This is a genomic window from Streptomyces sp. NPDC050416 (genome assembly GCF_044458845.1).
Lineage (GTDB): Bacteria > Actinomycetota > Actinomycetes > Streptomycetales > Streptomycetaceae > Streptomyces.
The window spans coordinates 869,170-892,423 of sequence record NZ_JBITII010000002.1 but is presented as its reverse complement, the minus strand read 5'-3'; the positions used below and the strand labels follow the sequence as shown (position 1 = coordinate 892,423).

21 protein-coding genes are annotated in these 23,254 nt (G+C 70.9%); 17 read left to right on the top strand and 4 right to left on the bottom strand.

Annotation, left to right across the window (positions count from 1 at the left end):
• Positions 1-54: 54 nt before the first annotated feature.
• The 3 genes from ACIBL4_RS09215 (at position 55) to ACIBL4_RS09205 (ending at position 2,843) form a co-directional block, all read left to right on the top strand.
• Positions 55-1,506 carry a menaquinone biosynthesis decarboxylase gene (locus ACIBL4_RS09215; protein ID WP_399407935.1) on the top strand — a complete coding sequence of 484 codons (1,452 nt, stop codon included), beginning with the start codon at positions 55-57 and terminating at the stop codon, positions 1,504-1,506.
• Positions 1,503-2,405, top strand: a complete 903-nt coding sequence (mqnP, locus tag ACIBL4_RS09210) for a menaquinone biosynthesis prenyltransferase MqnP (RefSeq protein ID WP_399407933.1) — start codon at positions 1,503-1,505, stop codon at positions 2,403-2,405. The genes ACIBL4_RS09215 and mqnP overlap by 4 nt, the downstream gene beginning before the upstream one ends.
• Before the next feature lie 222 nt (positions 2,406-2,627).
• A complete protein-coding gene (locus ACIBL4_RS09205) occupies positions 2,628-2,843 on the top strand; it encodes a hypothetical protein (RefSeq protein WP_399407931.1) in 216 nt (71 codons plus the stop codon).
• Here the strand turns inward: ACIBL4_RS09205 and ACIBL4_RS09200 are convergent.
• Positions 2,840-3,442: a rhomboid family intramembrane serine protease gene (locus ACIBL4_RS09200; protein ID WP_399407929.1), complete on the bottom strand. Its 603-nt coding sequence runs from the start codon at positions 3,440-3,442 to the stop codon at positions 2,840-2,842. The genes ACIBL4_RS09205 and ACIBL4_RS09200 overlap by 4 nt on opposite strands.
• Before the next feature lie 90 nt (positions 3,443-3,532).
• On the opposite strand from ACIBL4_RS09200, the gene ACIBL4_RS09195 reads away from it, so the two are divergent.
• From ACIBL4_RS09195 to ACIBL4_RS09155, 9 genes are all read left to right on the top strand, one after another.
• The gene (locus ACIBL4_RS09195; RefSeq protein ID WP_399407927.1) at positions 3,533-4,219 is read left to right on the top strand and encodes a UbiX family flavin prenyltransferase; all 687 of its coding nucleotides are present in this window, start codon (positions 3,533-3,535) and stop codon (positions 4,217-4,219) included.
• A gap of 80 nt (positions 4,220-4,299) precedes the next feature.
• A complete protein-coding gene (locus tag ACIBL4_RS09190; RefSeq protein ID WP_020270479.1) occupies positions 4,300-4,755 on the top strand; it encodes an Lrp/AsnC family transcriptional regulator in 456 nt (151 codons plus the stop codon).
• Between the two features lie 81 nt (positions 4,756-4,836).
• The gene (gene mqnE, locus ACIBL4_RS09185) at positions 4,837-6,000 is read left to right on the top strand and encodes an aminofutalosine synthase MqnE (protein WP_399407925.1); all 1,164 of its coding nucleotides are present in this window, start codon (positions 4,837-4,839) and stop codon (positions 5,998-6,000) included.
• 93 nt (positions 6,001-6,093) lie between these two features.
• The gene (locus ACIBL4_RS09180) at positions 6,094-6,744 is read left to right on the top strand and encodes a UdgX family uracil-DNA binding protein (RefSeq protein WP_399407922.1); all 651 of its coding nucleotides are present in this window, start codon (positions 6,094-6,096) and stop codon (positions 6,742-6,744) included.
• 16 nt (positions 6,745-6,760) lie between these two features.
• On the top strand, positions 6,761-7,285 hold the full coding sequence (locus tag ACIBL4_RS09175; protein ID WP_399407920.1) for a GNAT family N-acetyltransferase: 525 nt from the start codon (positions 6,761-6,763) through the stop codon (positions 7,283-7,285).
• A 107-nt stretch (positions 7,286-7,392) separates the two neighbouring features.
• Positions 7,393-7,692: a DUF4229 domain-containing protein gene (locus tag ACIBL4_RS09170; RefSeq protein WP_356925293.1), complete on the top strand. Its 300-nt coding sequence runs from the start codon at positions 7,393-7,395 to the stop codon at positions 7,690-7,692.
• Between the two features lie 141 nt (positions 7,693-7,833).
• Complete coding sequence (locus tag ACIBL4_RS09165; RefSeq protein WP_399407918.1) at positions 7,834-7,926, top strand: putative leader peptide; 93 nt, start codon at positions 7,834-7,836, stop codon at positions 7,924-7,926.
• 70 nt (positions 7,927-7,996) lie between these two features.
• A complete protein-coding gene (locus tag ACIBL4_RS09160) occupies positions 7,997-9,298 on the top strand; it encodes a dicarboxylate/amino acid:cation symporter (RefSeq protein WP_399407916.1) in 1,302 nt (433 codons plus the stop codon).
• A 78-nt stretch (positions 9,299-9,376) separates the two neighbouring features.
• A complete protein-coding gene (locus ACIBL4_RS09155) occupies positions 9,377-10,033 on the top strand; it encodes a TetR/AcrR family transcriptional regulator (protein ID WP_399407914.1) in 657 nt (218 codons plus the stop codon).
• A gap of 44 nt (positions 10,034-10,077) precedes the next feature.
• Here ACIBL4_RS09155 and ACIBL4_RS09150 read toward each other — a convergent pair whose 3' ends face one another.
• Positions 10,078-10,923 (bottom strand): MaoC family dehydratase, encoded by an 846-nt coding sequence (locus tag ACIBL4_RS09150; protein ID WP_399407912.1) that lies wholly within the window; start codon positions 10,921-10,923, stop codon positions 10,078-10,080.
• Positions 10,923-12,245 (bottom strand): 3-oxoacyl-ACP reductase, encoded by a 1,323-nt coding sequence (locus tag ACIBL4_RS09145; RefSeq protein ID WP_399407910.1) that lies wholly within the window; start codon positions 12,243-12,245, stop codon positions 10,923-10,925. The genes ACIBL4_RS09150 and ACIBL4_RS09145 overlap by 1 nt, the downstream gene beginning before the upstream one ends.
• Positions 12,246-12,338: 93 nt before the next feature.
• Between ACIBL4_RS09145 and ACIBL4_RS09140 the strand changes: the two genes are divergently transcribed.
• The 5 genes from ACIBL4_RS09140 (at position 12,339) to kstD (ending at position 22,507) form a co-directional block, all read left to right on the top strand.
• Positions 12,339-13,622 carry an acetyl-CoA C-acetyltransferase gene (locus ACIBL4_RS09140; RefSeq protein WP_399407908.1) on the top strand — a complete coding sequence of 428 codons (1,284 nt, stop codon included), beginning with the start codon at positions 12,339-12,341 and terminating at the stop codon, positions 13,620-13,622.
• Between the two features lie 231 nt (positions 13,623-13,853).
• The gene (locus ACIBL4_RS09135) at positions 13,854-15,773 is read left to right on the top strand and encodes an AMP-dependent synthetase/ligase (RefSeq protein WP_399407906.1); all 1,920 of its coding nucleotides are present in this window, start codon (positions 13,854-13,856) and stop codon (positions 15,771-15,773) included.
• Positions 15,774-15,843: 70 nt separating this feature from the next.
• Positions 15,844-19,365, top strand: coding sequence for a HEAT repeat domain-containing protein (locus ACIBL4_RS09130; protein ID WP_399407904.1), 3,522 nt, complete (start codon positions 15,844-15,846; stop codon positions 19,363-19,365).
• A gap of 130 nt (positions 19,366-19,495) precedes the next feature.
• Positions 19,496-20,620: a sugar ABC transporter substrate-binding protein gene (locus ACIBL4_RS09125; protein ID WP_399407902.1), complete on the top strand. Its 1,125-nt coding sequence runs from the start codon at positions 19,496-19,498 to the stop codon at positions 20,618-20,620.
• A gap of 108 nt (positions 20,621-20,728) precedes the next feature.
• On the top strand, positions 20,729-22,507 hold the full coding sequence (kstD, locus tag ACIBL4_RS09120) for a 3-oxosteroid 1-dehydrogenase (RefSeq protein ID WP_399408142.1): 1,779 nt from the start codon (positions 20,729-20,731) through the stop codon (positions 22,505-22,507).
• Between the two features lie 24 nt (positions 22,508-22,531).
• On the opposite strand, the gene ACIBL4_RS09115 is transcribed toward kstD, so the two are convergent.
• The gene (locus ACIBL4_RS09115; RefSeq protein WP_399407900.1) at positions 22,532-23,191 is read right to left on the bottom strand and encodes a methyltransferase domain-containing protein; all 660 of its coding nucleotides are present in this window, start codon (positions 23,189-23,191) and stop codon (positions 22,532-22,534) included.
• Positions 23,192-23,254: the final 63 nt, after the last annotated feature.

The window sequence follows — 23,254 nt, the reverse complement described above, 5'->3', positions numbered from 1 at the left end:
CAAAGCGGGTGGGCGGTTCAGGGCCAGGGTAGCGGCTCGGGGATACTGGACCGCATGGCTTACGACGATCTTCGCTCCCTGCTCAGGGCTCTGGAGCGCGAGGGCGACCTCAAGCGCATCAAGGCCGAGGTCGACCCGTATCTGGAGGTCGGGGAGATCGTCGACCGGGTGCAGAAGGCCGGCGGCCCCGCGCTGCTCTTCGAGAACGTACGCGGGTCGCGCATGCCGCTCGCGATGAACGTGTACGGCACGGACCGGCGCCTGCTGAAGGCGCTGGGCCTGAAGTCGTACGGCGAGATCTCGGAGCGGATCGGCGGGCTGCTGAAGCCCGAGCTGCCGCACGGGTTCGTCGGCGTGCGCGAGGCCTTCGGGAAGCTCGGCGCGATGACGCACGTACCGCCGAAGAAGGTGAAGGAGGGCCCGGTGCAGGAGGTCGTCCTCACCGGGGACGACGTCGACCTGGACCAGCTGCCGGCCCTGTTCACCTGGCCCAAGGACGGCGGCTCCTTCTTCAACCTGGGGCTCACCCACACCAAGGACCCGGAGACGGGCATCCGCAACCTCGGGCTGTACCGCCTCCAGCGCCACGACCAGCGCACGATCGGCATGCACTGGCAGATCCACAAGGACAGCCGCAACCACTACCAGGTGGCGGCCCGGCGCGGGGAGCGGCTGCCGGTCGCGATCGCCTTCGGATGCCCGCCCGCCGTCACGTACGCCTCCACGGCCCCGCTGCCCGGGGACATCGACGAGTACCTGTTCGCCGGGTTCCTCGCGGGCAAGCGGATCGAGATGGTCGACTGCAAGACCGTGCCGCTCCAGGTGCCGGCGCAGGCGGAGGTCGTCATCGAGGGCTGGCTGGAGCCGGGCGAGATGCTGCCCGAGGGGCCCTTCGGCGACCACACCGGCTTCTACACGCCGCAGGAACCCTTCCCCGCGCTGAAGATCGACTGCGTGACGATGCGCAAGCGGCCCCTGCTGCAGTCGATCGTCGTGGGCAGGCCGCCGACGGAGGACGGACCGCTCGGCCGGGCGACGGAACGCTTCTTCCTGCCGCTGCTGAAGATCATCGTCCCGGACATCGTGGACTACCACCTGCCGGAGGCGGGCGGTTTCCACAACTGCGCGATCGTCTCGATCGACAAGAAGTACCCCAAGCACGCGCAGAAGGTCATGCACGCCATCTGGGGCGCGCACATGATGTCGCTGACCAAGCTCATCGTGGTCGTCGACTCCGACTGCGACGTCCACGACCTGCACGAAGTCGCCTGGCGGGCGCTCGGCAACACGGACTACGCCCGCGACCTGAGCATCGTCGAGGGGCCGGTCGACCACCTCGACCACGCCTCCTACCAGCAGTTCTGGGGCGGCAAGGCCGGTATCGACGCGACGAGGAAGTGGCCCGAGGAGGGCTACACGCGTGACGGCGGCTGGCCCGACATGGTGGAGTCCGATCCGGAGACCGCGGCGAAGGTGGACCGCCGCTGGAAGGAGTATGGGCTGTGACTTCCGCTTCCGCGGCGATCCCGCAGCCGGGACGCACGAAGGCGTTCCTCCGGCTGGTGATGATCGAGCACTCGGTCTTCGCGCTGCCCTTCGCCTACATCGCCGCGCTCACGGCGATGTACCAGTGGGACAAGAACGTCCACTGGGGCCGGCTGCTGCTGGTCACCATCTGCATGGTCGGGCTGCGGACCTTCGCGATGGCGGTCAACCGGATCATCGACCGCGAGATCGACGCCCGTAACCCGCGCACGGCGCACCGCGAACTGGTGACCGGCGCGATGTCGGTCCGGCATGCCTGGACCGGGGCCCTGATCGCCCTGGTCGTCTTCCTCGGCGCGGCGGCCCTGCTCAACCCGCTGTGCCTGGCCCTGGCCCCCGTCGCGGTGATCCCGATGGTGGTCTACCCGTACGGCAAGCGGTTCACGAACTTCCCGCAGGCCATCCTGGGCCTCGCGCAGTCGATGGGCCCGGTCGGCGGCTGGCTGGCCGTCACGGGTTCCTGGTCCTGGGACGCGGTGATCCTCGGCCTCGCCGTCGGCATCTGGATCGGCGGCTTCGACCTGATCTACGCCTGCCAGGACGTCGAGACCGACCGCGAGATCGGCGTCATGTCCGTCCCGGCCCGCTTCGGCATCCCGGCGGCGATCTGGGGCGCCCGCGTCTGCCACGCCCTCACGACGGCCCTGTTCGTCTGGTACGCCCTCACCACCGGCGCCGGCGCCTTCTTCTGGCTGGGCCTGTTGATCGTCGCCGCCGCGTTCCTCTACGAACACACCATTGTCCGCCCCCACGACCTGTCCCGAGTGAACCGCGCGTTCTTCAGCGTCAACGGCTTCATCGGCATTGCCCTGTTCGTGTGCGCGCTGCTGGATCTCTTGGTTCGCGGCCTGACCGTGTAGTTACGGTGCCGCCCATGGGCCGTCTCCGTGCCCAGCTCGCCCGCTTCGAGGACGCGTTCCCGGGGTTTCGTACGGAGATCGTCGAAGGCAGCGTCGTCTCGAGCCCCGTGAGGCCGTTCGACGGGGAGACCGTCCAGCGCCTGTGGGCGATCGTCGAGCCGCAGCTGCCGCCAGGGTGGGACGTCGTCAGCAACGTCTTGTTCCCCTTCGGCCGACTACGAGATGAAGCCCCGGTGGTACGCCTCGCGGGGCATCGCCAACTACCTCGTGCTCGCTCCGCTCAAGGGCCACGTCGTGACCATGTGGAACCCCGGCCCCGACGGCTACCGAGGTCGCGACACCATCTCGTACGGCCCCGAACTGGCCGTCGACTCCCCGCTCGGCAAGCTGTCGATCCCCACCGCCCGGCTCCCGGTGGACCCGAAGGCGCGTTCCTAAGGCGCGAGCGCTCGGCTCGCTGTCGGGCGGCGGAGCAGGAACGCCGCCGCCACCCCCGCCAGCAGGCCCAGCAGGTGGCCCTGCCAGCTGATGCCCGTCTGGGTGGGGGCCAGGCCCGAGAGGATCGAGCCGCCCCAGATCGCGGCGATCAGGATGCCGACCAGGACTCCCCAGGGGCGGCGCTCGACGAAGCCGCTGACCAGGAGGAAGCCGAAGAGGCCGAAGATCAGGCCGGACGCGCCCGCCGTGTTGGTGTGGGCCGGGGCTATGAGCCAGACGCCCAGGCCGTCGACGAGCACGATCAGCGCGCAGACCAGCAGGAAACGCCGCAGGCCCGCCAGCGCGGCGAGGAAGCCGAGGACCAGCAGCGGCACCGTGTTCGCGGCCAGATGGGCGAAGCCGAAGTGGATGAACGCCGACGGCACGACGTCGACCAGCTCGGACGGGCTGCGCGGGGTGACGCCGAGGCCGTCCAGCGCGTGGCCGCTCACCACGTCCACCACTTCCAGCAGCCACAGCAGCGCGATCCAGGCCAGCATCAGCTTGCCCGCGGCCATCGCACGGTCGCCGCGCGACCAACCCGCTCCGGCACCCGACATGGCGACCCCCAGTGCTCGCTCGTCCCTCCGGGGAACGCCCCGCCCCCCTTGGCCGGTTCCCACCCTGCGACGCCGGATAGGCTCGGTGTTGTGAACCCAGTCAAGCCAGGCGAGACACCGCGTACGCCTTGGATCGTAGGGGTGTCCGGCGCCTCCGGCACCCCGTATGCCGCTGCCGTACTGCGGGCGCTCCTCGCCGCCGGCGAGAGCGTCGACCTCGTGGTGTCCCGGGCCTCCCGCCTCACCCTGCTCGATGAGACCGGGATCTCCTTCCGGGACGCCCACTGGCAGGACGACCTGCGCGAATGGCTGTCCCGGGGCGCCGACGGCAAGCCCGGCACGTTCTCCGTGGACATCGGCGCCGTACGGCACTGGAGCGCCGGCGACCTGGCCGCCGGGCCCTCCTCGGGGTCGTACCCCACCAAGGGCATGCTGATCGTGCCCGCCTCGACCGCGAGCGTGGCCGGGGTCGCGCTCGGGCTGTCGAAGGACCTGCTGCAACGGGCGGCGAGCGTGACTCTGAAGGAGGGACGCAAGCTGATCGTGGCCGTACGCGAAACCCCGCTGAACGGCCAGACCCTGCGGCACCTGGTCACCCTCGACGACGCGGGCGCGACCGTCGTGCCCGCCTCACCCGCCTTCTACGCGGGCGCGACGCACATCCAGGACCTGGTGGACTTCGTCGCCGGACGCGTACTCGACGCGGCGGGCGTGCCGCACCGGCTCTACCGCCGTTGGCAAGGTGAGCTCGGCGGCGGATCACACCGCGCCGACTGAGCCACACCCCCTGCACGGCACCTGTACCTCATCACAACCACAGACTTTTCAGACAACTTCAGCGGAAGGCTTCGATCGCAATGGACGCGGTGGACAGGCAGCTCATCCAGGCCCTGAGGGAGAACGGCCGGGCCTCCTACGCGGAGCTGGGACGCCTCGTCGGACTGTCGGGACCCAGCGTCACCGACCGCATCAACCGGCTGGAGGCGGCCGGTGTCATCACGGGCTACCGGGCCACCGTCGACGCCGCCTCGCTCGGCCTCGGCGTCACCGCACTCATCGGCATCTCGCTCTCCGACGCCACCGACCACGAGGACGTGGCCCAGCGGCTGCGGGACCTCTCCGAGATCGAGGACTGCTGGTTCATCGCGGGCGACGACTCGTACATGCTCAAGGTGCGGGCGGAGAACGTGGACGGCCTGGAGAAGATCATCCGGCGGCTCAGCGGCACGAAGGGCGTGTCGCGTACACGTACGACCATCGTGCTCTCCACGAAGTGGGAGAACCGGGTCGGAGAGCTGCCGGAAGAGGTGTAGGCGCGTAGCGCCGTTTGGGGGTCCCCCCGCCCGAAGGGTGGGGGAGTACGGTTGGTCGGGCTGTCGGAGAAAGGTGTGCACATGGACGTCGGGCTCAAGCGCGAGCTGGAGGAAAAGGTCCGTTCCGGTGAGCGGCTGACCCGTGAGGACGGCATCGCGCTGTACGAGTCGGACGACCTGGCCTGGCTCGGCGGCCTCGCCCACGAGGTGCGTACGCGCAAGAACGGCGACGTCGTGCACTTCAACGTCAACCGTCACCTCAACATGACCAACGTGTGCACGGCCTCCTGTGCGTACTGCTCCTTCCAGCGCAAGCCGGGGGAGAAGGACGCGTACACGATGCGCATCGAGGAGGCCGTCAAGCTCGCCAAGGCGATGGAGAGCGAGAACCTCACCGAGCTGCACATCGTCAACGGGCTGCACCCGAACCTGCCGTGGCGCTACTACCCGCGCTCCCTGCGGGAGCTGAAGGCCGCGCTGCCGCACGTCTCGCTGAAGGCCTTCACGGCGACGGAGATCCACCACTTCGAGACCATCTCCGGGATGAGCGCGTCCGAGATTCTGGACGAGCTGATCGACGCGGGTCTCGAGTCGCTGACCGGCGGCGGTGCGGAGATCTTCGACTGGGAGGTCCGGCAGCACATCGTGGACCACCGGACCCACTGGGAGGACTGGTCCCGCATTCACCGGCTCGCGCACGAGAAGGGTCTGAAGACCCCCTGCACGATGCTGTACGGCCACATCGAGGAGCCGCGGCACCGGGTGGATCACGTGCTGCGGCTGCGTGAGCTGCAGGACGAGACCGGGGGTTTCCAGGTCTTCATTCCGCTGCGGTACCAGCACGACTTCGTCGACATGCAGGACGGAAAGGTGCGGAATCGCCTTCAGGCGCGGACGCAGATGGCGACGGGGGCGGAGGCGCTGAAGACCTTCGCGGTGTCGCGGCTGCTGTTCGACAACGTGCCGCATGTGAAGGTCTTCTGGGTCATGCATGGCGTGCAGACCGCGCAGTTGGCGTTGCAGCACGGTGCGGATGACATGGACGGGTCCGTCGTCGAGTACAAGATCACGCATGATGCGGACAACTTCGGTACGCCGAACAAGCTGACCCGTGAGGACCTGCTGGATCTCATTCGCGATGCGGGGTTCCGGCCGGTGGAGCGGAATACGCGGTACGAGATCATTCGGGAGTACGAGGGTCCCGACCCGGAGCTGCGGGAGTCGCCGCAGCCTATGCGGGTGTGATTTCGGGGGCGGGTGCGTGGGGGCTGGTCGCGCCCCGCGGCGGAGCCGCATTTCGACAGGGTCCCGCGCCCCTAGGTGGGGTACCCGGAGGGCATGGTTGCCATCAAGGCGCCTGAGGACGCCTATACCGCTGAACCGTTCGTTCCCGATCGCGGTGGGTTGGCTGCTCTGCGGCGGGCCGCTGCCGAGTGTCGGGGGTGTCCCTTGCACCGGGACGCCACCCAGACCGTGTTCGGGGACGGGAACAAGGACGCTCGCGTCATGCTCGTGGGGGAGCAGCCCGGGGACCAGGAGGACCGGCAGGGGAAGCCGTTCGTCGGGCCCGCCGGGCGGCTTCTGGACCGGGCCCTGGAGGAGGCGGGCATCGATCCTTCCGAGGCCTACGTCACCAACGCGGTCAAGCACTTCAAGTTCACCCAGGCCGAGCCGCGCAAGCGCCGGATCCACAAGGCGCCCAGCCTGCGAGAGATGACCGCGTGCGGCCCCTGGCTGGCCGCCGAGCTCGCGGTGGTGGAGCCGGAGCTGATCGTCGTACTCGGGGCGACCGCCGGGAAGGCGCTGCTCGGGTCCTCCTTCCGGGTCACGCAGGTGCGGGGCACGGTGCTGGAGGAGGAGATCCATGGCCGGCCGGAGCGGCTGGTGCCGACGGTGCATCCGTCGTCGGTGCTGCGGGCGGACGACCGGGAGGCGGCGTACCGGGGGCTGCTGTCGGACCTGAAAGTGGCGGCGCAAGCCCTGGGGTAATAGCTACAATCGGCGCATGCCCCTTACCTTCACCTTCGATCCTGCCGTCACGCCCGAGCTGCGTGACGGCATCCTCGACCTGTGGGCCGACGTCTCCAACGCGGGCGGGGCCGTCGGTTTTGTGCCGCCGGTGACGCCGGAGGACATCCGTCCCTGGCTGACGCGGCACTTCGCGTCGATGGCGGAGGGGCAGGTCAGGCTGCTCGTCGGGCATGACGAGGAGGGGCGCGTCGCGGCGACCGCGTTCCTCACCCTCAATACGCACCACCTCATGACGCACTGGCTGTGGCTCTACACGGTGATGGTGCATCCGCGCCATCAGGGCAACGGGTACGGGCGTGATCTGCTGGCGGCGGCCGCCGACGCGGCCCGGAGCCTCGACGGCATCGAGGCGATCCGCCTGACCTGCCGGGGCGGTCTCGGCCTGGAGCGCTTCTACGAGTCCTGCGGCTACAAGGAGGTCGGCCGCATCCCCGGCGCGATCCGGGTGGCGCCCGGCGACGACCGGGACGACGTCATCATGCTGCTGCCGCTGAACTGAACCCGGCGGCCCCGTACCCCCCCGCAAGATCGGCCGCCCGGCGTGCTTCACTGGACGGTGCCCCTTTGGGTGCGTTCTGGCCGTTCGAACCGGAAGAGTGGATTGAGATGCTCCGCTACACGCTGATGCGCCTCGGCATCTTCGCAGGCTGCCTCGTTGTCGTCTGGGGCCTCGTCTACTCCGGCCTCGCCCCGCGCGGCCTCGGCTCCAGCAACGGCCTGTGGATCGTCATGCTCGCCCTGCTGCTCTCCGCGCCGATCAGCTTCGTCGTGCTGCGCAAGGAGCGGGACCGGGCGTCCGTGCAGATCGTGCAGCGGGTGGACCGGATGAAGGCCAACCTTGAGGCCAACCGCAACCAGGAGGACGCCGCCGACGACGCGTCCCGGGCGCAGGGGCAGACCTCGTAAGGGCCCCGCACCGGCGTACAGCGCCCCGTTTCCGTACTTGCTCGGAAACGGGGCGCTTTGTCATGTGTGGGTGGGGTCGTGTTTCAGCCTGTCAAAGCCAGGCTTTGAGGTCCTCAAAGTTCAGGTGTTAAGGTCGCTGGTATGAAGTCAGCAGTCGCGCCCCCCATGCCCCTGAGCGCTTTGCTCGTGGCGCGCCTGCATGTGGATCTCTGTCGGTGCGCGTCCGCTACCTGAAGTCCCTGACGTAACGCAACCCCCGTCGTCTCCCACGTCAGTCCCTACGCGTCCCCAACGGAGCCCTTCCGTGTCCTCACACACGAAGTCCTTCAAGGTGCCCTTCTGGGCCCAGATCATCGCCGGTCTCGTCCTGGGTGTGCTGCTCGGCTGGCTCGCCCGCAGCCAGGACCTGTCCTGGCTCGTCACGACCCTGGAGAAGGTCGGCGACACCTTCATCGGGCTGCTGAAGCTCGCCGTCGCCCCGCTCGTCTTCTTCGCGATCCTGGTTTCGATCACCAACCTGCGGAAGGTCAACAACGCGGCCCGCCTGGCCTCGCGCACCCTTCTGTGGTTCATGGCCACGTCGCTGATCGCGGTGAGCATCGGCCTGGTCATCGGCCTGCTCACCAACCCGGGCGCCGGCACCGGCCTCACCCCCAAGGACGGTGCGAAGCCCAAGGAAACCGGCTCGTGGATCGACTTCCTGACCGGCATCGTGCCGACCGACGTCATCACGCCGTTCACCGAGCTGAACGTGCTGCAGATCGTCTTCATGGCCGCCGTCGCCGGTATCGCCGCCCTCCAGCTCGGTGAGAGGGCCCAGCCGATCCTCACCCTCAGCGAGTCCGTCCTCGAACTGCTGCAGAAGGCGCTGTGGTGGGTCATCCGGCTCGCCCCGCTCGGCACCGTCGGCCTCATCGGCAACGCCATCGCCACCTACGGCTGGGACCTGATCGGCAAGTACGCGACGTTCACCGCCGACATCTACGTCGGCTGCCTGATCGTGCTGTTCGGCGTCTACCCGGCGCTGCTGGCGACCGTCGCCAAGGCCAACCCGGTCCAGTTCTTCAAGGGCGCCTGGCCCGCGATCCAGCTGGCCTTCGTCTCCCGCTCGTCCGTGGGCACGATGCCGCTGACCCAGAAGGTCACCGAGCGGCTCGGCGTGCCGAAGGAGTACGCCTCCTTCGCGGTGCCGTTCGGCGCGACGACCAAGATGGACGGCTGCGCCGCGATCTACCCGGCCATCGCCGCGATCTTCGTCGCCCAGATCTTCGACATCCAGCTGGGCGTCGGCGACTACCTGCTGATCGCGTTCGTCTCGGTGGTCGGCTCCGCCGCCACGGCCGGTCTCACCGGCGCGACGGTCATGCTGACCCTCACCCTCTCCACCCTCGGCCTGCCGATGGAGGGCGTGGGCCTGCTCCTCGCGATCGACCCGATCCTGGACATGATCCGCACCGCGACCAACGTCGCCGGCCAGGCCCTGATCCCGGTCCTGGTCTCCGCCCGCGAGAACCTGCTCGACCGCGACGCCTACGCCACGGCCGACGGCTCCTCCCTGGACGAGCCGCGCGACGCACGGCCCGAGCAGGTCCCCGCCGCGGCCTGACGCGCCGACGCCGGCCCGTGGCCGGTCCTCGTCGGTTTCCCGACCGAGGGCCGGCCGGGGGGACCGTACGCTAGCGGTATGGGTGCCGTGAAGACCAAGCGGATGCCGCGTGCGGTCCGTGAACAGCAGATGCTGGACGCCGCCGTGCAGATCTTCGGACAACGGGGGTACATGGCCGCGTCGATGGACGAGATAGCCGAACTCGCGGGCGTCTCCAAGCCGTTGGTCTACCTGTACCTGAACTCCAAGGAAGACCTCTTCACCGCCTGCATCCGCCGCGAGGCCAAGGTACTCGTCGAGGCCGTGCGCGCCGGTGTCCGGCGCGACCTGCCCGCCGACCGGCAACTCTGGGAAGGGCTCGGGGCGTTCTTCGCGCACACCGGGCGCAACCCGGACGCCTGGTCGGTCCTGCACCTCCAGGCCCGTACGCACGGCGAGCCCTTCGCCACCGAGGTCGCCGCGATGCGCGAGGAGATCGTCACGTTCGTGACCCAGCTGATCCTCGCCGCCGCGCGCGAGGCACACCGCGACCCCGACCTCCCGGAACGCGAGGTCGCCGGCCTCGCCGAGGCCCTGGTCGGCGCCGCCGAGTCGCTCGCCGCCTGGGCCAACGCCACCCCAGGCGTCACCGCCCGCCAGGCCGCGGCCACGATGATGAACTTCGCCTGGGCGGGACTGGGCGACCTCATGGCGGGGCGGCCGTGGTCACCGCCGGAGGAGCGGACGGGCACTTAGGTGGGGGAGCGGGCGGGGACTGAGGTGGACGAGCGGGCGAGGGCTCAGGTGGAGTAGACGTCCCCCGTCAGGTGGAGGCGGTCCTCCCGGCCCCGGAGTTCGAACCGGCCGTCCTCCGCCGCGTATGTCACCGTCCCGGGCAGCAGGACCGGTGCGCGGAACTCCGCGCGCACGTGGCAGGACTCCCGCGTGCCGTGTGCGGCGAGGCAGCGGGCGACGGTCCACATGCCGTGGGCGATGGCCCGGGGGAAGCCGAACAGGCGGGCCGTGAGCGGGTGGAGGTGGATCGGGTTGCGGTCGCCGGACGCCGCCGCGTACCGGCGTCCGACGTCCTCGGCGAGCCGCCACTCGGCGACGGGAGGCAACTGCTTCCGTACCTCTTCCCGGGGAGCCTCGGCGGGCCGCTGCGTGCGGTGCCGGGCGAGGTACGTGCTCCTCGACTCCCAGACGGCCTCCCCGTCCTCGCGCACCTCGGTGACGACGGTCGCCTCGGTGCCGCGCCGGTGGGGCGCCAACCCATCGATGTACACCGTGAGTTCGTACGCGCCGGTGGCCGGCATCGCCCGGTGCCGGGTCATCGTGATCGACGTGTGGACGAGGCCCAGCAGCGGCAGCGGGAAGTCCCGGCCGCTCATCAGCCGCATGGCGAGGGGGAATCCCAGCACGTGCGGATAGGTCGGCGGCAGCGCGTCCTCCCCGGTCGGGAACCCGCAGACCCGCTCGTACGCCGCCAGCCGCGCGAGGTCGACGCGCAGGCCCGGCAGGACGAGCCGGGTGTGCGGGAACTCCGCGTCGGAGGCCGGGCGTTTGAAGGGGGACAGCAGGGCGCCGCGCGCGAGGAGCGGCGCGAGGGAGGGGGACCCGGTGAGGACGAGAGCGGCGTCGGCCATCACGCCCCCAGCAGGCTCTGGCCGCATACGCGGACGACCTGCCCGTTGACCGCGCCCGAGGCCGGGTGCGCGAGCCAGGCGGTGGTCTCGGCGACATCGGCCGGAAGGCCTCCTTGCGCGAGGGAGTTCATGCGGCGGCCCGCCTCGCGGATGAACAGCGGGACGGCGGCCGTCATCTTCGTCTCGATGAAGCCCGGCGCGACCGCGTTGACCGTCACGCCGTGCTCGGCGAGCGCCCGCGGCGCGAGGGAGCGGACCAGACCGACGATGCCCGCCTTGCTCGCCCCGTAGTTGGTCTGCCCCGCGTTGCCGGCGATGCCCGCGATGGAGGCGGTCGCCACGATCCGGCCGCCCCGGTTCAGCGTCCCGGCCTTCAGCAGCGCGTCCGTCGTGCGCAGCACGCTCGCCAGGTTGACCTCCAGCACCGGGATCCAGCGCTCGGCGGGCATGTTGACCAGTCGCCGGTCCCGTGTAATGCCCGCGTTGTGGATGAGCAGGTCCAGGCCGTCCGGCAGGGCCTCGGCGATCCGCGTGCCCGCGTCGGCGGCCGTGATGTCGAGGAGCAGCGCGGTGCCGCCGAGCCGGTCGGCGACGCGCCGGGCGTCCTGCTCGGCCTGCGGTACGTCGAGGACGACGACCCGGGCCCCGTCTCGGGCGAGCGTCTCGGCGACGGCCTCGCCGATGCCGCGGGCGGCGCCGGTGACCAGGGCGGTGCGGCCGGTGAGGGGGCGGTCCCAGTCGACGGGGGCGGAGGGCTCGTCGCCCGGCCCCGTCTCACCCGCCCCGACCTCGATCACCTGTCCGCTCACATACGCCGACTTGGGCGACAGCAGGAACCGGAGCGTGGACTCGGCGGCCGAGGCGTCCGTGAGCCGCACCAGGTTCACGGTCCTGCCCCGGCCGATCTCCTTGCCCAGGGAGCGCGTGAAACCCTCCAGGGCCTGCTGCGCGGCGGCCTGGTGATGGCCGGCGGGGTCGAGCGGCGCGCCGAGCAGGACCACGCGGCCGCTCGTCGCGACCGACCGTACGACGGGGTGCAGGGCCGCGTGCACCTCGGCGAGCCCCTCGACGTCCCGCACCCCGCTCGCGTCCAGGACGACGGCCGCCGCCCGGTCGGAGCCGGCCGGGGCGATCCCCGTACGGGCGAGGACCGGCGCCAGGTCGAGGCCGGACCTGCCGGCGGTGAGGTGGCGCAGGCCGCCGTCGAGGGCCGGCCGCTCGGGGGACCAGCGGGCCAGCGCCGCGGGCTGGGGCAGGCCGAGCCGTCGGGTGAGGAAGCGGCCGGGCCCGGTGGCGGTGAAGCTCAGATAGCGGTCGGCCATGGCGACTCCCAGCTCGGATGACTGCTCACACTTGCTTACTCTGGAGTAAGGTTACCGTAGGTAAGGCTACGTCACAGGCGAGGAGCGGTCGAGATGAGCACCCAGAAGATGTCGGTGCGGCGTGTGGCGGTCGTCGGCGGAGCGCGCATCCCGTTCGCCCGCTCCGACGGCCCCTACGCCACCGCCTCCAACCAGCAGATGCTCACCGCCGCCCTCGACGGCCTGGTCGAGCGGTACGGACTCCAGGAGCCGGGCGCGGTCGGCGAGTTCGTGGCCGGCGCGGTCCTCAAGCACAGCCGCGACTTCAACCTGGCCCGCGAGACGGTCCTCGGCTCCCGTCTGCACCCCACCACCCCCGCCTACGACATCCAGCAGGCCTGCGGCACCGGACTCCAGGCCGTCATCGCCGCCGCCAACAAGATCGCCCTCGGCCAGACCGAGTCGGCGGTCGCGGGCGGCGCCGACACGGCGAGCGACGCGCCCCTGGGCGTCAACGACAGCCTGCGCCGCATCCTGCTGGAGGCGCGCCGGGCGACGTCGCTGGGCGGGCGCGTGAAGGCCCTGGCGAAGGTGCGCCCGGGCCACCTCGTCCCCGACATCCCGCGCAACGCCGAGCCGCGCACCGGACTGTCCATGGGCGAACACGCCGCCGTCACCGCCCGCGCCTGGGGCATCGGCCGCGCGGCGCAGGACGAACTGGCGGCGGCCAGTCACCAGCGGCTGGCGGCGGCGTACGAACGCGGCTTCTTCCAGGACTTGGTGATCCCCTTCCGGGGCCTGGCCCGCGACCAGAACCTGCGCCCCGGCTCGACCGTGGAGAAACTCGCCTCCCTGAAGCCGGTGTTCGGCCTCGACCACCCCGACCCGACCATGACGGCCGGGAACTCGACCCCGCTGACGGACGGGGCCGCGACCGTGCTGCTGGCGAGCGAGGAGTGGGCCCGCGAGCGCGGCCTGGAGCCGCTGGCGTATCTCACCGCGTGCGAGACGGCGGCCGTCGACTTCGTCGGCTCAGACGTCGCCGGCGGCGAGGACGGGCTGCTCATGGCGCCCGCGTACGCCGTGCCGCGCATGCTGGAGCGGGCCGGGCTCGGCCTGGCCGACTTCGACCTGGTGGAGATCCACGAGGCCTTCGCCTCCCAGGTGCTGGCGACGCTCGCCGCCTGGGAGAAGCGGGGCCTGGGCACGGTGGACCGCGCCCGGCTGAACGTCGCGGGCTCGTCCCTCGCCACCGGCCACCCCTTCGCCGCCACCGGCGCCCGGATCGTGGCGACCCTGGCCAAGCTGCTCGCCGAACGGGACGCGCCCGCCCGCGGGTTGATCTCCGTCTGCGCGGCGGGCGGGCAGGGGGTGACGGCGATCCTGGACCGGGCCTGAGACCGACGGAGTACCGAACCTGAAGGTCCCTCACGTAACCCCCGAGAATGCACAGGCCTGGCTCCGGACCATTCCCTAACCCGCACAAACCCGCCACGTGAGGCCCGTACGATCCCGTTCCTACCGCCAGTAACCCCTTTCTGGGGGTTCAACCGGTTGAGCGCCTCGGCGTGCGAGGCACGTACGTATCGCAGCAAGCAGTTCCTCCGCTGCGCGCCCCAGGAGCCGCCCGTGTCCACTGTCCATCCCTCCTCCGCCTACGGCGACATCTACGGCGGACCGGTCCTGGTCGAGCCCGAGACGCGGCGGCTCGACGGGGCGGTGCGGGAGGCCTCCGTACCGCCGCTGGCGCCGCCGTGGACCCACGGGTCCCTCGCCGACCTGCCGTTCGACAACGCGAGCGCGGACCCGGACGCCGTGGCGCTCAGCCGCAAGGACGCCGACGGACGCTGGAGCGACGTGACGGCGGCGGAGTTCGCCGGCCAGGTGCTGGCCGTGGCGAAAGGGTTGATCGCCGAAGGGCTGATGCCCGGCGACCGGATCGCCGTGATGGCCCGCACGATCTACGAGTGGACGGTCCTGGACTTCGCGGCCTGGGCGGCCGGTCTGGTCACCGTCCCCATCTATCCCACGTCCTCGGTCTTCCAGGCCCGCTGGATCCTCCAGGACTCCGGCGCGGTCGCCCTCGTGACCGAGTTTGCCGGGCAGGCCGCCGCACTCGGCCCGGAGCGCGAACGCCTGCCCGACCTGAAGCACATGTGGGTCGTGGAGAAGGGCCACGTGGACCGGCTGACGGAGGCCGGGGCACACCTCAGCGACCAGGAGGTCGAGGTGCGGCGCGGCATGCTGGGCCCCGGAACCCTCGCCACCCTCGTCTACACCTCCGGCACCACGGGCCGCCCCAAGGGCTGCGCCCTCACCCACGGCAACTTCTTCGCCGAGGTCGACAACGCCATCGAGCTGCTCTACCCCGTCTTCCGGGCCAAGACCAGCGAAGAGGCCTCGGTGCTGCTGTTCCTGCCCATGTCCCACGTCTTCGGGCGCATGGTGGCGATCGCCTGCGTCCGCGCCCGTGTACGGCTCGGCCACGCGCCGAGTATCAAGGCGGAAAACCTGCTGCCGGACCTGGCGAGCTTCCGGCCGACCTGTCTGCTCGCCATCCCGTACATGCTGGAGAAGGTCTTCAACGTGGCCCGCGCCAAGGCCGAGGCGGCCGGCCGGGTGACGTCCTTCGACCGCGCGGTGGCGGTGGCACGGCGCTACGGCGAGGCGATGGAGGCCCAGCAGACCGGCACCGGCCCCGGCCCCTCCCGCGCCCTGAGGACGGCCCGCGTCTTCTACGACCCCCTCGTCTACCGCCGGATCCGCAACGCCATGGGCGGCAGGGTCCGCTACGCCATCTGCGGCGGCTCACCCCTGGGCCGCCGCCTCGCCGCGTTCTACGCCGGAGCCGGCATCGAGATCTTCGAGGGCTACGGCCTCACGGAGACCACCGGCGCGTCGACCGTCACCCCGCCCCTCAAACCGCGCCTGGGCACGGTCGGCTGGCCCCTGCCCGGCACCCGCGTCCGGATCGCCGCCGACGGCGAGATCCTCCTCGCCGGCGACCACGTCCTGCGCGGCTACTGGGACCCCCAGGCCGGTGGCGTCGTACCCGCCGCCCCCGACGGCTGGCTCGCCACGGGCGACATCGGCGAACTGGACGACGAGGGCTACCTGACGATCACCGGCCGCAAGAAGGAACTGCTGATCACCGCGGGCGGCAAGAGCGTCGCCCCGGCGCCCCTGGAGAACTGGCTGCGCTCCCACCCGCTGATCTCCCAGTGCATGGTCGTGGGCGACGGCCGCCCCTTCGTCGCGGCCCTGATCACCCTGGACCCGGACGGCATCACCCACTGGCGCCAGATGAACGGCAAACACCCCGTGCCGCCCAAACTCCTCGTCGACGACGAGGAACTCCGCGCGGTCCTCCAGCGCGCCGTCGACGACGCCAACAAGATGGTCTCCCGCCCCGAGTCCATCCGCCGCTTCGCGATCCTCCCCGAGGACTTCACCGAGGAGGCGGGCCACCTGACCCCGTCGATGAAGCTCCGCCGCGAGGCCGTGATGCGCTCCTTCGCGGCGCAAGTGGAGGCCCTGTACACGCGGTGAGGCACCGAGCCCGCGCCGGTTTCCCCGACCAGGCCTCCTCTCGCCATCCAGGGCGGCTACGGTCCCTGTCATGGGGTGGAAGCCGAAGCGGGTCGAGGCGGGCGGGGAGCGGGCGGTCGGGGCGGGAGGTGACGTCAAGGCCGCCGCGACCGGCGACTACGGCGTGGCCGTGCACATCGAGAACCAGTACGTGCAGCAGACGGTGGAAACGGTCCCCTCCCCCGAGGAGACGGACCAGGCGCTGCGCCGTTACGCCACACGCATCCGCGAGACCTACGGCCGCCTGGACCTGGAAGTGCTGATCCCGACCGAGGAGGGCGAGCACCCTCCGGTCGGTCTGGACGAGGTGTTCGTCGCGCCCGCCGTACGGGCCGACCCGCCGCCCGTGGAACTGCCCCGCGACATCCGGCAGCGGCTCGTGGACTGCGGTGAGTGGCCGTCGAGTCTCCCGCCCGGCCTCGAACGCGAGGCACTGGACCGCGCCCGGCAGGCCTACGCGGAGCGTCCCGCGCGGGACGTCCTGGAGGTGCTGGCCGGCCCGCACGAGGACCGTCTCGTCCTGCTCGGCGACCCCGGCGCGGGCAAGTCCACGCTCGCACGCCATCTCGCGCTGACCCTCACCGGAGCGGTCCGGCCGGACGACCCGCTGGCAGCCCTCGACGGCCGCGTACCCCTCGTCGTCGAACTACGGGAGTACGCCGCGGGGGAGTGGCGGGAGCGGACGTTCGAGGACTTCCTCGAGCACCTGCACACCACGAAGGGCATGGCGCCCCCGTACCCGGTCACCGAGCGGATCCTGGCCGAGGGCCGTGCGGTGGTCGTCTTCGACGGCCTGGACGAACTCTTCGAACCCGCCGCACGGGAACAGGTCGGTCACCGCATCGCCGACTTCGCCGGCCGCTACCAGCAGGCCGGCGTCCGGGTGGTGGTGACCTCGCGCGTCATCGGATACCGGCGGGGCGTCCTGGAGCGCGCCGGTTTCGCCCACTACATGGTCCAGGATCTGAGCAGGCAGCAGATAGAGCTCTTCGCCCGGCAGTGGTACGCCACCGCGTACCCGCACGACGAGGAGCGCGCCGCCCGTCTGTGCCGACGGCTCACCGAGGCGGTCGGGCACTCCCGGCCCGTGGGTGAACTGGCCGGCAATCCCCTCCTGCTGACCATCCTCGCCATCATCGGCCGCCGCAGGGAGCTGCCCCGGGACCGGCAGGGCGTCTACCGGCACGCCGTCGCGGTCCTGGTGGCGCACTGGGACGAACACGCCAAGCACCTGCGCGGGCCGACGGACCTGGAGGCACTGTCCTACCTCGGGGACGAGGACCGGCACGAACTGCTCCGGCTCGTCGCCCGGCACATGCAGGACGGCGAGGGCGGCATCGCCGGCAACCACATCCACCAGGACGAACTGCTCGCCACGTTCAAGGAGTACCTGTCCGAGCAGTACGAACTGCCCGTCGCGCAGGCCGTGTCGGCGGCCCGGACGATGGTGCGGCAGTTCCGGGAACGGAACTTCATCCTCAGCCACTACGGGGGCGGGGTGTACGGCTTCGTGCACCGGGCCTTCCTCGAATACCTCGCGGCCGTCGACATCGACCGGCGCTACACGCGGGAGCGGGAGTGGACCCGGGAGGAGTTCGTCGAGGAGGTGTTCGCCCGGCACGCGCAGGACCCGGCCTGGCACGAGGTCCTGCTGCTCCTGGTCGGGCAGATCGGGGAGCGGGAAGCGGGTGCGGTGATCGACCGGTTGCTGGAGATGCATCGGCGGCGAGCCCAGCCCGACTGGAACACGGCTCTGTTGGTGCTGGCTGTACGGGCATTGGCGGAGGTCCGCAGGATCGGTGTGCTGGCGGGGCAGAGCAGGGCGGTCGTGGACGCCCTCGTCGCGGTCATGGAGCAGACAGATTCGTCGTTTTCGCCGATCGGCGGGATGGAAGAGACTCTGGCCACCCTCAGGACTTTTCCCCCGCACTGGAGAGGGCGGCCCCGGTTCCTGCGCTGGTTTCATCTGCGCGGCCAGTTCGGCTCCCAGTCGCTGTCGGGCCCGTACGCGTCCGTGCTCTACCAGGACTCGGTGATCCCACGGATCATGGCCGGGTGGACCCTTGCCAGTCCTGTCCAGGCCGCCCTCGTCGAAGAGCTGGCAGACCGCTGGGGAACCGAGCGGGACGTCCGCGAGCTGCTGCGCACGTGTGCGGTCGCCGGCCGCTCTGAGCAAGTCCGTAGTACGGCTCTGAAAGCGCTGGCCGAACTCGGCACGGATGTGGAGGACGTCAACGAGCTGCTCGCGGATCGTTCGGTCGCGGACCCCTCGCTGCGGATCCGCGCCCTCGCGCTGTCACACCGCGGTGACAGCGCGTCGGACAAAGGCCTGTGGGCGCCCATCGCCGCCCTCGCCGTCTCAGCAGGGGACAAGTACCAGCGGCACCAGGCGTTGTCCGCGCTGGCTAAGTACCGCAGTGACGACCCCGAGGTCAGGGAACTGCTCTGCCGCCGGGCCGTGGAGGACCCCGACAGCTACGTGCGGCGACAGGCGCTGAGCCATCTCGGTGGTCTGCTGGACGACGAACGCGTAGCGGCGCTGATGCGCAGCCGGGCAGTGGAGGACCCGGACGCCAGCGTCCGGCATACAGCCCTGTCCCGCCTGACCCGTCACTCGGGGGAGCCCGACCTGGCGCGCAGACTCGCCGTCGAGGACCCGTACTGGTTCGTCCGATCGAACGCCCTGTTCAGTCTGCGGAACATCCATGGTGACGACCCCGCCACCTGGGAGCTGGCCCGGCTCCGAGCAGTTGAGGACCCGGACGAAAGAGCCCGCGGCACGGCGTGCATCGTGCTGGGGCAGACGGCGGGATCCCAGCCCGGCACGGCGGAGTTCCTGCGCGAGCGGGCTGTCGTGGACCCCGAGCCGGAGGCTCGGGAGGACGCGCTCTACGGGCTGGTGAGCTTGAACGCTGACGAGCCCAGCACCTGGGAACTCGTCCGCGAGCTTGCCGTCGGCGACACCGACGGCGTCGTACGGGCGGGGGCCCTGAAGCATCTGTGCGGGCACCGCGGTGACGACGCCGGGACATGGGAGCTGGCCCTGGACCGACTTGCCAACGATCCCGAGCCCCGGGTCCGCACGGAGACACTGCGTGGCCTGAGGCACTACGAGGGTGACGAGGCCGCCAAGTGGGCCGCGATCCGTGCCCGCGTGCATGACGACGACTCCGCCCCGGTCAGAAAGCTGGCGCTGGCACTGCTGGCCACGGGCCGGGGCGACGACGCCGCGACCCGCCAGGTGCTCCGGGACCGGGCGGTCGCCGATGCCGATCCCGGGATCCGGGACGACGCCCTGCGCTGGTACGCCGTGTGCGAGACGGACGCCACGGCTGCCGAGTTCCTGCGCCACAGGGCCGTCGCCGACCCCGACCCCGAGCCCCGCATCGCCGCCCTGCAGTCACTCGCCTTCGGCTGGCCCGCCCACCCGGAGACCCTGCCACTGCTGCGGGAGAGGGCCGAGTCCGACGAGGAGGAAGACGTACGGGACGCGTCGGCGCGTGCTCTGGCGGCGGCCGAGTCGCTGTGCCCCCTCAGTGACCGGCTTCCCTGAGAAAGGCCCAACGGCGAGCCGCGCACGGCCTTTGCGAGGTCTTCACACCTGGTCCTTGACGACGCACGGTGTCTCCCCGTTGGCTTTCTGCCACCTCGTCGCGATGCTCCCCCATCGGAAGGCACCACCAGTGAAAGCGCGTACCACCCGTCAGCCCGCTGTGCGTCCCCTCTCCATAGCCCTGGCGGTCACCGTGTCGGCCCTGTCCCTCGCCGCGTGCGGCGGCAGCGGGAGCGACGACTCCGCGGGCGTGAAGAAGGGCAACGACATCACGGTGGGACTGCTGCTGCCCGACCGGGACACTGCACGCTTCGAGAAGTTCGACTACCCCCTGATCAAGAGCGAGGTCGCCGAGCTCACCGAGAACCAGGGCAAGGTCGAGTACGCCAACGCCGAGGCGAGCGTGTCCAGACAGAGCGAGCAGTTCCAGAAGATGATCGCCGACAAGGTCGACGTCATCCTGGTGGACGCGCTGAACTCCAAGACCATCGCGTCGGACGTGCAGAAGGCCAAGGACGCCGGCATCCCCGTCATCGCCTACGACCGGCTCGCCGAGGGCCCGATCGACGCCTACGTCTCCCACGACAACGAACTCGTCGGGCAGGTGCAGGGCCGCGCCATCGTCGGGGAGCTCGGCGACAAGGCCAAGAACAGCAAGATCGTCATGATGAACGGCGACCCCGCCGACCCGAACACGGCACGGTTCAAGGACGGCGCGCTCGGCGAGCTCCAGGGGCAGGTCGACATCGTCCAGCAGTACGACACCAAGGAGTGGAAGCCCTCGATCGCCAAGGCCAACATGAAGAAGGCGATCCGGACCGTCGGGCTGGACAACATCGCCGCCGTCTACTCCGCCAACGACGGCATGGCGGGCGCCGTCATCGAGGCGCTGAAGGAGGCGGGCGCGACCAGGATCCCGCCGGTGACCGGGCAGGACGCCAACCTGGACGCGGTGCAGCGGATCGTGTCGGGGGAGCAGTACATGACCGTGTACAAGTCGTTCCTGCTGGAGGCGACGAACGCCGCGAAGATCGCCGTCGCGAAGGTCCAGGGACGCTCCATCGAGTTCGCCGCGCTGACCCGGGACACGGTCGACAGCCCCACGCAGAAGAACATCCCGGCGATGCTGGTGCCGGTGGTCGCCCTCACCAAGGACAACATCAAGGAGACGGTGATCACGGACGGGGTCTACACGGTCAAGGACATCTGCACGGCGAAGTACAAGGCGGACTGCGCGGCGATCGGCCTCGACTGAACCCCCAACGGGCCGTCGGCGTATGGCTCTTGACTTCGCGAGGTGCCCGCGCGACATTCCCCACCCCTTGAGGTGTCCCGTCGCGCTGGAGACGTCATGACCACTGACATGAACTCCGCACCATCGGCTGCTCCCCCTGGTTCCCCGTCCCGAAGACGAGTACTGGCCGGTGCCGCGGGCACCGGCCTCGCGGTCGCCGCCGGAGTGCAACAGGGCGCCCACGCCGCCGACTTACCCCCGCTCGGCACGTACGACGTCGTCGTCATCGGCTCAGGCGCCGCCGGGATGACCGCCGCGCTGACCGCCGCCGGGCAGGGCCTGAGCTGCGTCGTCGTGGAGAAGGCCCCGACCTTCGGCGGCTCGACCGCCCGCTCCGGTGCCGGGATCTGGATCCCGAACAATTCGGTGATCCTCGCGGCGGGTGTCCCCGACACCCCGGCCAAGGCCGCCGCCTACCTCGCCGCCGTCGTCGGCCCGGAGGTCCCCGCGGACCGGCAGCGCGCCTTCCTCGCCCACGGCCCGGCGACCATCTCCTACGTCATGGCCCACACCCCCCTGCGCTTCCGCTGGATGGAGGGCTACAGCGACTACTACCCAGAGCTGCCCGGCGGCCTGCCGAACGGCCGCTCCATCGAGCCCGACCAGCTCGACGGCAGGCTTCTCGGCCCCGAACTGGCCCGTCTGAACCCGCCGTACATGGACGTCCCCGCCGGCATGGTGGTCTTCGGCGCCGACTACAAGTGGCTGGCCCTGGCCGCCGTGAACACCCGCGGCGCAGCCGTCGCCACCCAGTGCCTGGCCCGCGGCACGAAGGCCGCGGCGCTCGGCCAGAAGCCCCTGACGATGGGCCAGGCACTGGCGGCGGGCCTGCGCGCGGGGCTGCGCTCCGCAGGCGTACCGGTATGGCTGAACACGCCCCTGAGCGACCTGCACGTCGAGAACGGCAGGGTTACCGGAGCCGTGGTCACCCGCGACGGCGCCCCGGGCCTGATCCGCGCCCGCCGGGGCGTCATCGTCGGCTCCGGCGGCTTCGAGCACAACGCGGTGATGCGCGAGCGGTACCAGCGCCGGCCCATCGGCACGGAGTGGACGGTCGGGGCGAAGGAGAACACCGGCGACGGCATCCGGGCGGGGGAACGGCTCGGCGCGGCACTCGACCTGATGGACGACGCGTGGTGGGGCCCGGCGATCCCGGTCCCGGGCCAGCCCTACTTCTGCCTCGCCGAACGCACCCTCCCCGGCGGGCTGCTGGTGAACGGATCGGGCAGGCGCTTCGTCAACGAGGCCGCGCCCTACAGCGACGTCGTCCACACCATGTACGACGTCCACGACACCGACCCGGCCATCCCGTCCTGGCTGATCGTCGACCAGAACTACCGCAACCGGTACCTCTTCAAGGACGTCCTGCCGGCCCTGCCCCTCCCCGGCGCCTGGTACGACTCGGGCGCCGCGCACAAGGCCTGGACCCTGGACGCCCTGGCCGCGTCGATCGGCGTCCCGGCGGCGGCCCTGCGCACGACCGTCGACCGCTTCAACTCCCAGGCACGGCGGGGCGAGGACCCCGACTTCCACCGCGGCGACAGCGCCTACGACCACTACTACACGGACCCGTCGGTCCTCCCGAACCCCTGCCTGGCACCCCTCTGGCTGCCGCCCTTCCACGCCTTCCGCATCGTCCCCGGCGACCTCGGCACAAAGGGCGGCATGCGCACGGACGCCCGGGCCCGCGTCCTGCGCCCCGACGGCTCGGTGATCCCGGGCCTGTACGCCGCGGGCAACGCCAGCGCGGCGGTGATGGGCCACAGTTACGCGGGCGCGGGCTCCACGATCGGGCCGGCGATGACCTTCGGGTACATCGCGGCGAGGGATGTCGCGGGGGTGCTGTAGGGGCGGGAATTTGTCAGACAGGCCTTAGGACACCGGCTCGGGGGGCCTGCGGGCGACCAGGCACGCCTGGCGGACCGGCTCCCCGAGCGCCTCGTCGGGCTCCCGGACGGTCCGGGAGCGCACGACGAACCCGGCGGCTTCCAGCAGGGCGGCGATCCGCTGCGGCTGCCGCCGCAGGAAGGTCAGCGCCACCCGGTGCCCGAAGGCCTCCTCGTAGCGGCGGGGCTCGTCACCGGCCTGGAAACCGAGGAGCAGATGCCCGCCGGGGCGCAGGACGCGGAGGAACTCGGCGAAGACGGCCGGCAGCCGGTCGAACGGGGTGTGGATGGTGGAGTACCAGGACACGACCCCGTCGAGCGAGCCGTCGGGCAGGTCCAGCTCCAGCATCGAGCCCTGCTCGAACCGCAGGCCGGGATGCTCACGCCGGGCGATGGCGAGCATGGACTCCGACAGGTCCACCCCGAACACGGACAGCCCCCGCGACGCCAGATACGCGGTCACCCGCCCGGGCCCGCACCCCAGGTCGGCGACCTCGCCCCCCTCACCCACGAGCTCCGTGAACCCGTACAGCAGCCCCAGATCCAATGGCATCGCCACGCGCGGCTCACTGAAGCGGACGGCGTAGTCCTCCGCCACGGCGTCGTAGAAGACCCGGGTCTCATCCACAAAGTCGAGGTCAGTCATCCTCCGACCTTATGGCGGGGCACTGACACCGCGGGGGCCTCTACGGCGTCAACGTCATCGCAC

Coding starts and splice junctions, on each gene's coding strand:
- ACIBL4_RS09115 (WP_399407900.1), bottom strand. CDS start 23,191: ATGACTGACCTCGACTTTGTGGATGAGACCCGGGTCTTCTACGACGCC.
- ACIBL4_RS09175 (WP_399407920.1), top strand. CDS start 6,761: ATGCCCCTTACCTTCACCTTCGATCCTGCCGTCACGCCCGAGCTGCGT.
- ACIBL4_RS09150 (WP_399407912.1), bottom strand. CDS start 10,923: ATGGCCGACGCCGCTCTCGTCCTCACCGGGTCCCCCTCCCTCGCGCCG.
- ACIBL4_RS09190 (WP_020270479.1), top strand. CDS start 4,300: ATGGACGCGGTGGACAGGCAGCTCATCCAGGCCCTGAGGGAGAACGGC.
- ACIBL4_RS09140 (WP_399407908.1), top strand. CDS start 12,339: ATGAGCACCCAGAAGATGTCGGTGCGGCGTGTGGCGGTCGTCGGCGGA.
- ACIBL4_RS09170 (WP_356925293.1), top strand. CDS start 7,393: ATGCTCCGCTACACGCTGATGCGCCTCGGCATCTTCGCAGGCTGCCTC.
- kstD (WP_399408142.1), top strand. CDS start 20,729: ATGAACTCCGCACCATCGGCTGCTCCCCCTGGTTCCCCGTCCCGAAGA.
- ACIBL4_RS09130 (WP_399407904.1), top strand. CDS start 15,844: ATGGGGTGGAAGCCGAAGCGGGTCGAGGCGGGCGGGGAGCGGGCGGTC.
- ACIBL4_RS09180 (WP_399407922.1), top strand. CDS start 6,094: ATGGTTGCCATCAAGGCGCCTGAGGACGCCTATACCGCTGAACCGTTC.
- mqnE (WP_399407925.1), top strand. CDS start 4,837: ATGGACGTCGGGCTCAAGCGCGAGCTGGAGGAAAAGGTCCGTTCCGGT.
- ACIBL4_RS09205 (WP_399407931.1), top strand. CDS start 2,628: ATGAAGCCCCGGTGGTACGCCTCGCGGGGCATCGCCAACTACCTCGTG.
- ACIBL4_RS09165 (WP_399407918.1), top strand. CDS start 7,834: ATGAAGTCAGCAGTCGCGCCCCCCATGCCCCTGAGCGCTTTGCTCGTG.
- ACIBL4_RS09145 (WP_399407910.1), bottom strand. CDS start 12,245: ATGGCCGACCGCTATCTGAGCTTCACCGCCACCGGGCCCGGCCGCTTC.
- ACIBL4_RS09215 (WP_399407935.1), top strand. CDS start 55: ATGGCTTACGACGATCTTCGCTCCCTGCTCAGGGCTCTGGAGCGCGAG.
- ACIBL4_RS09200 (WP_399407929.1), bottom strand. CDS start 3,442: ATGTCGGGTGCCGGAGCGGGTTGGTCGCGCGGCGACCGTGCGATGGCC.
- ACIBL4_RS09155 (WP_399407914.1), top strand. CDS start 9,377: ATGGGTGCCGTGAAGACCAAGCGGATGCCGCGTGCGGTCCGTGAACAG.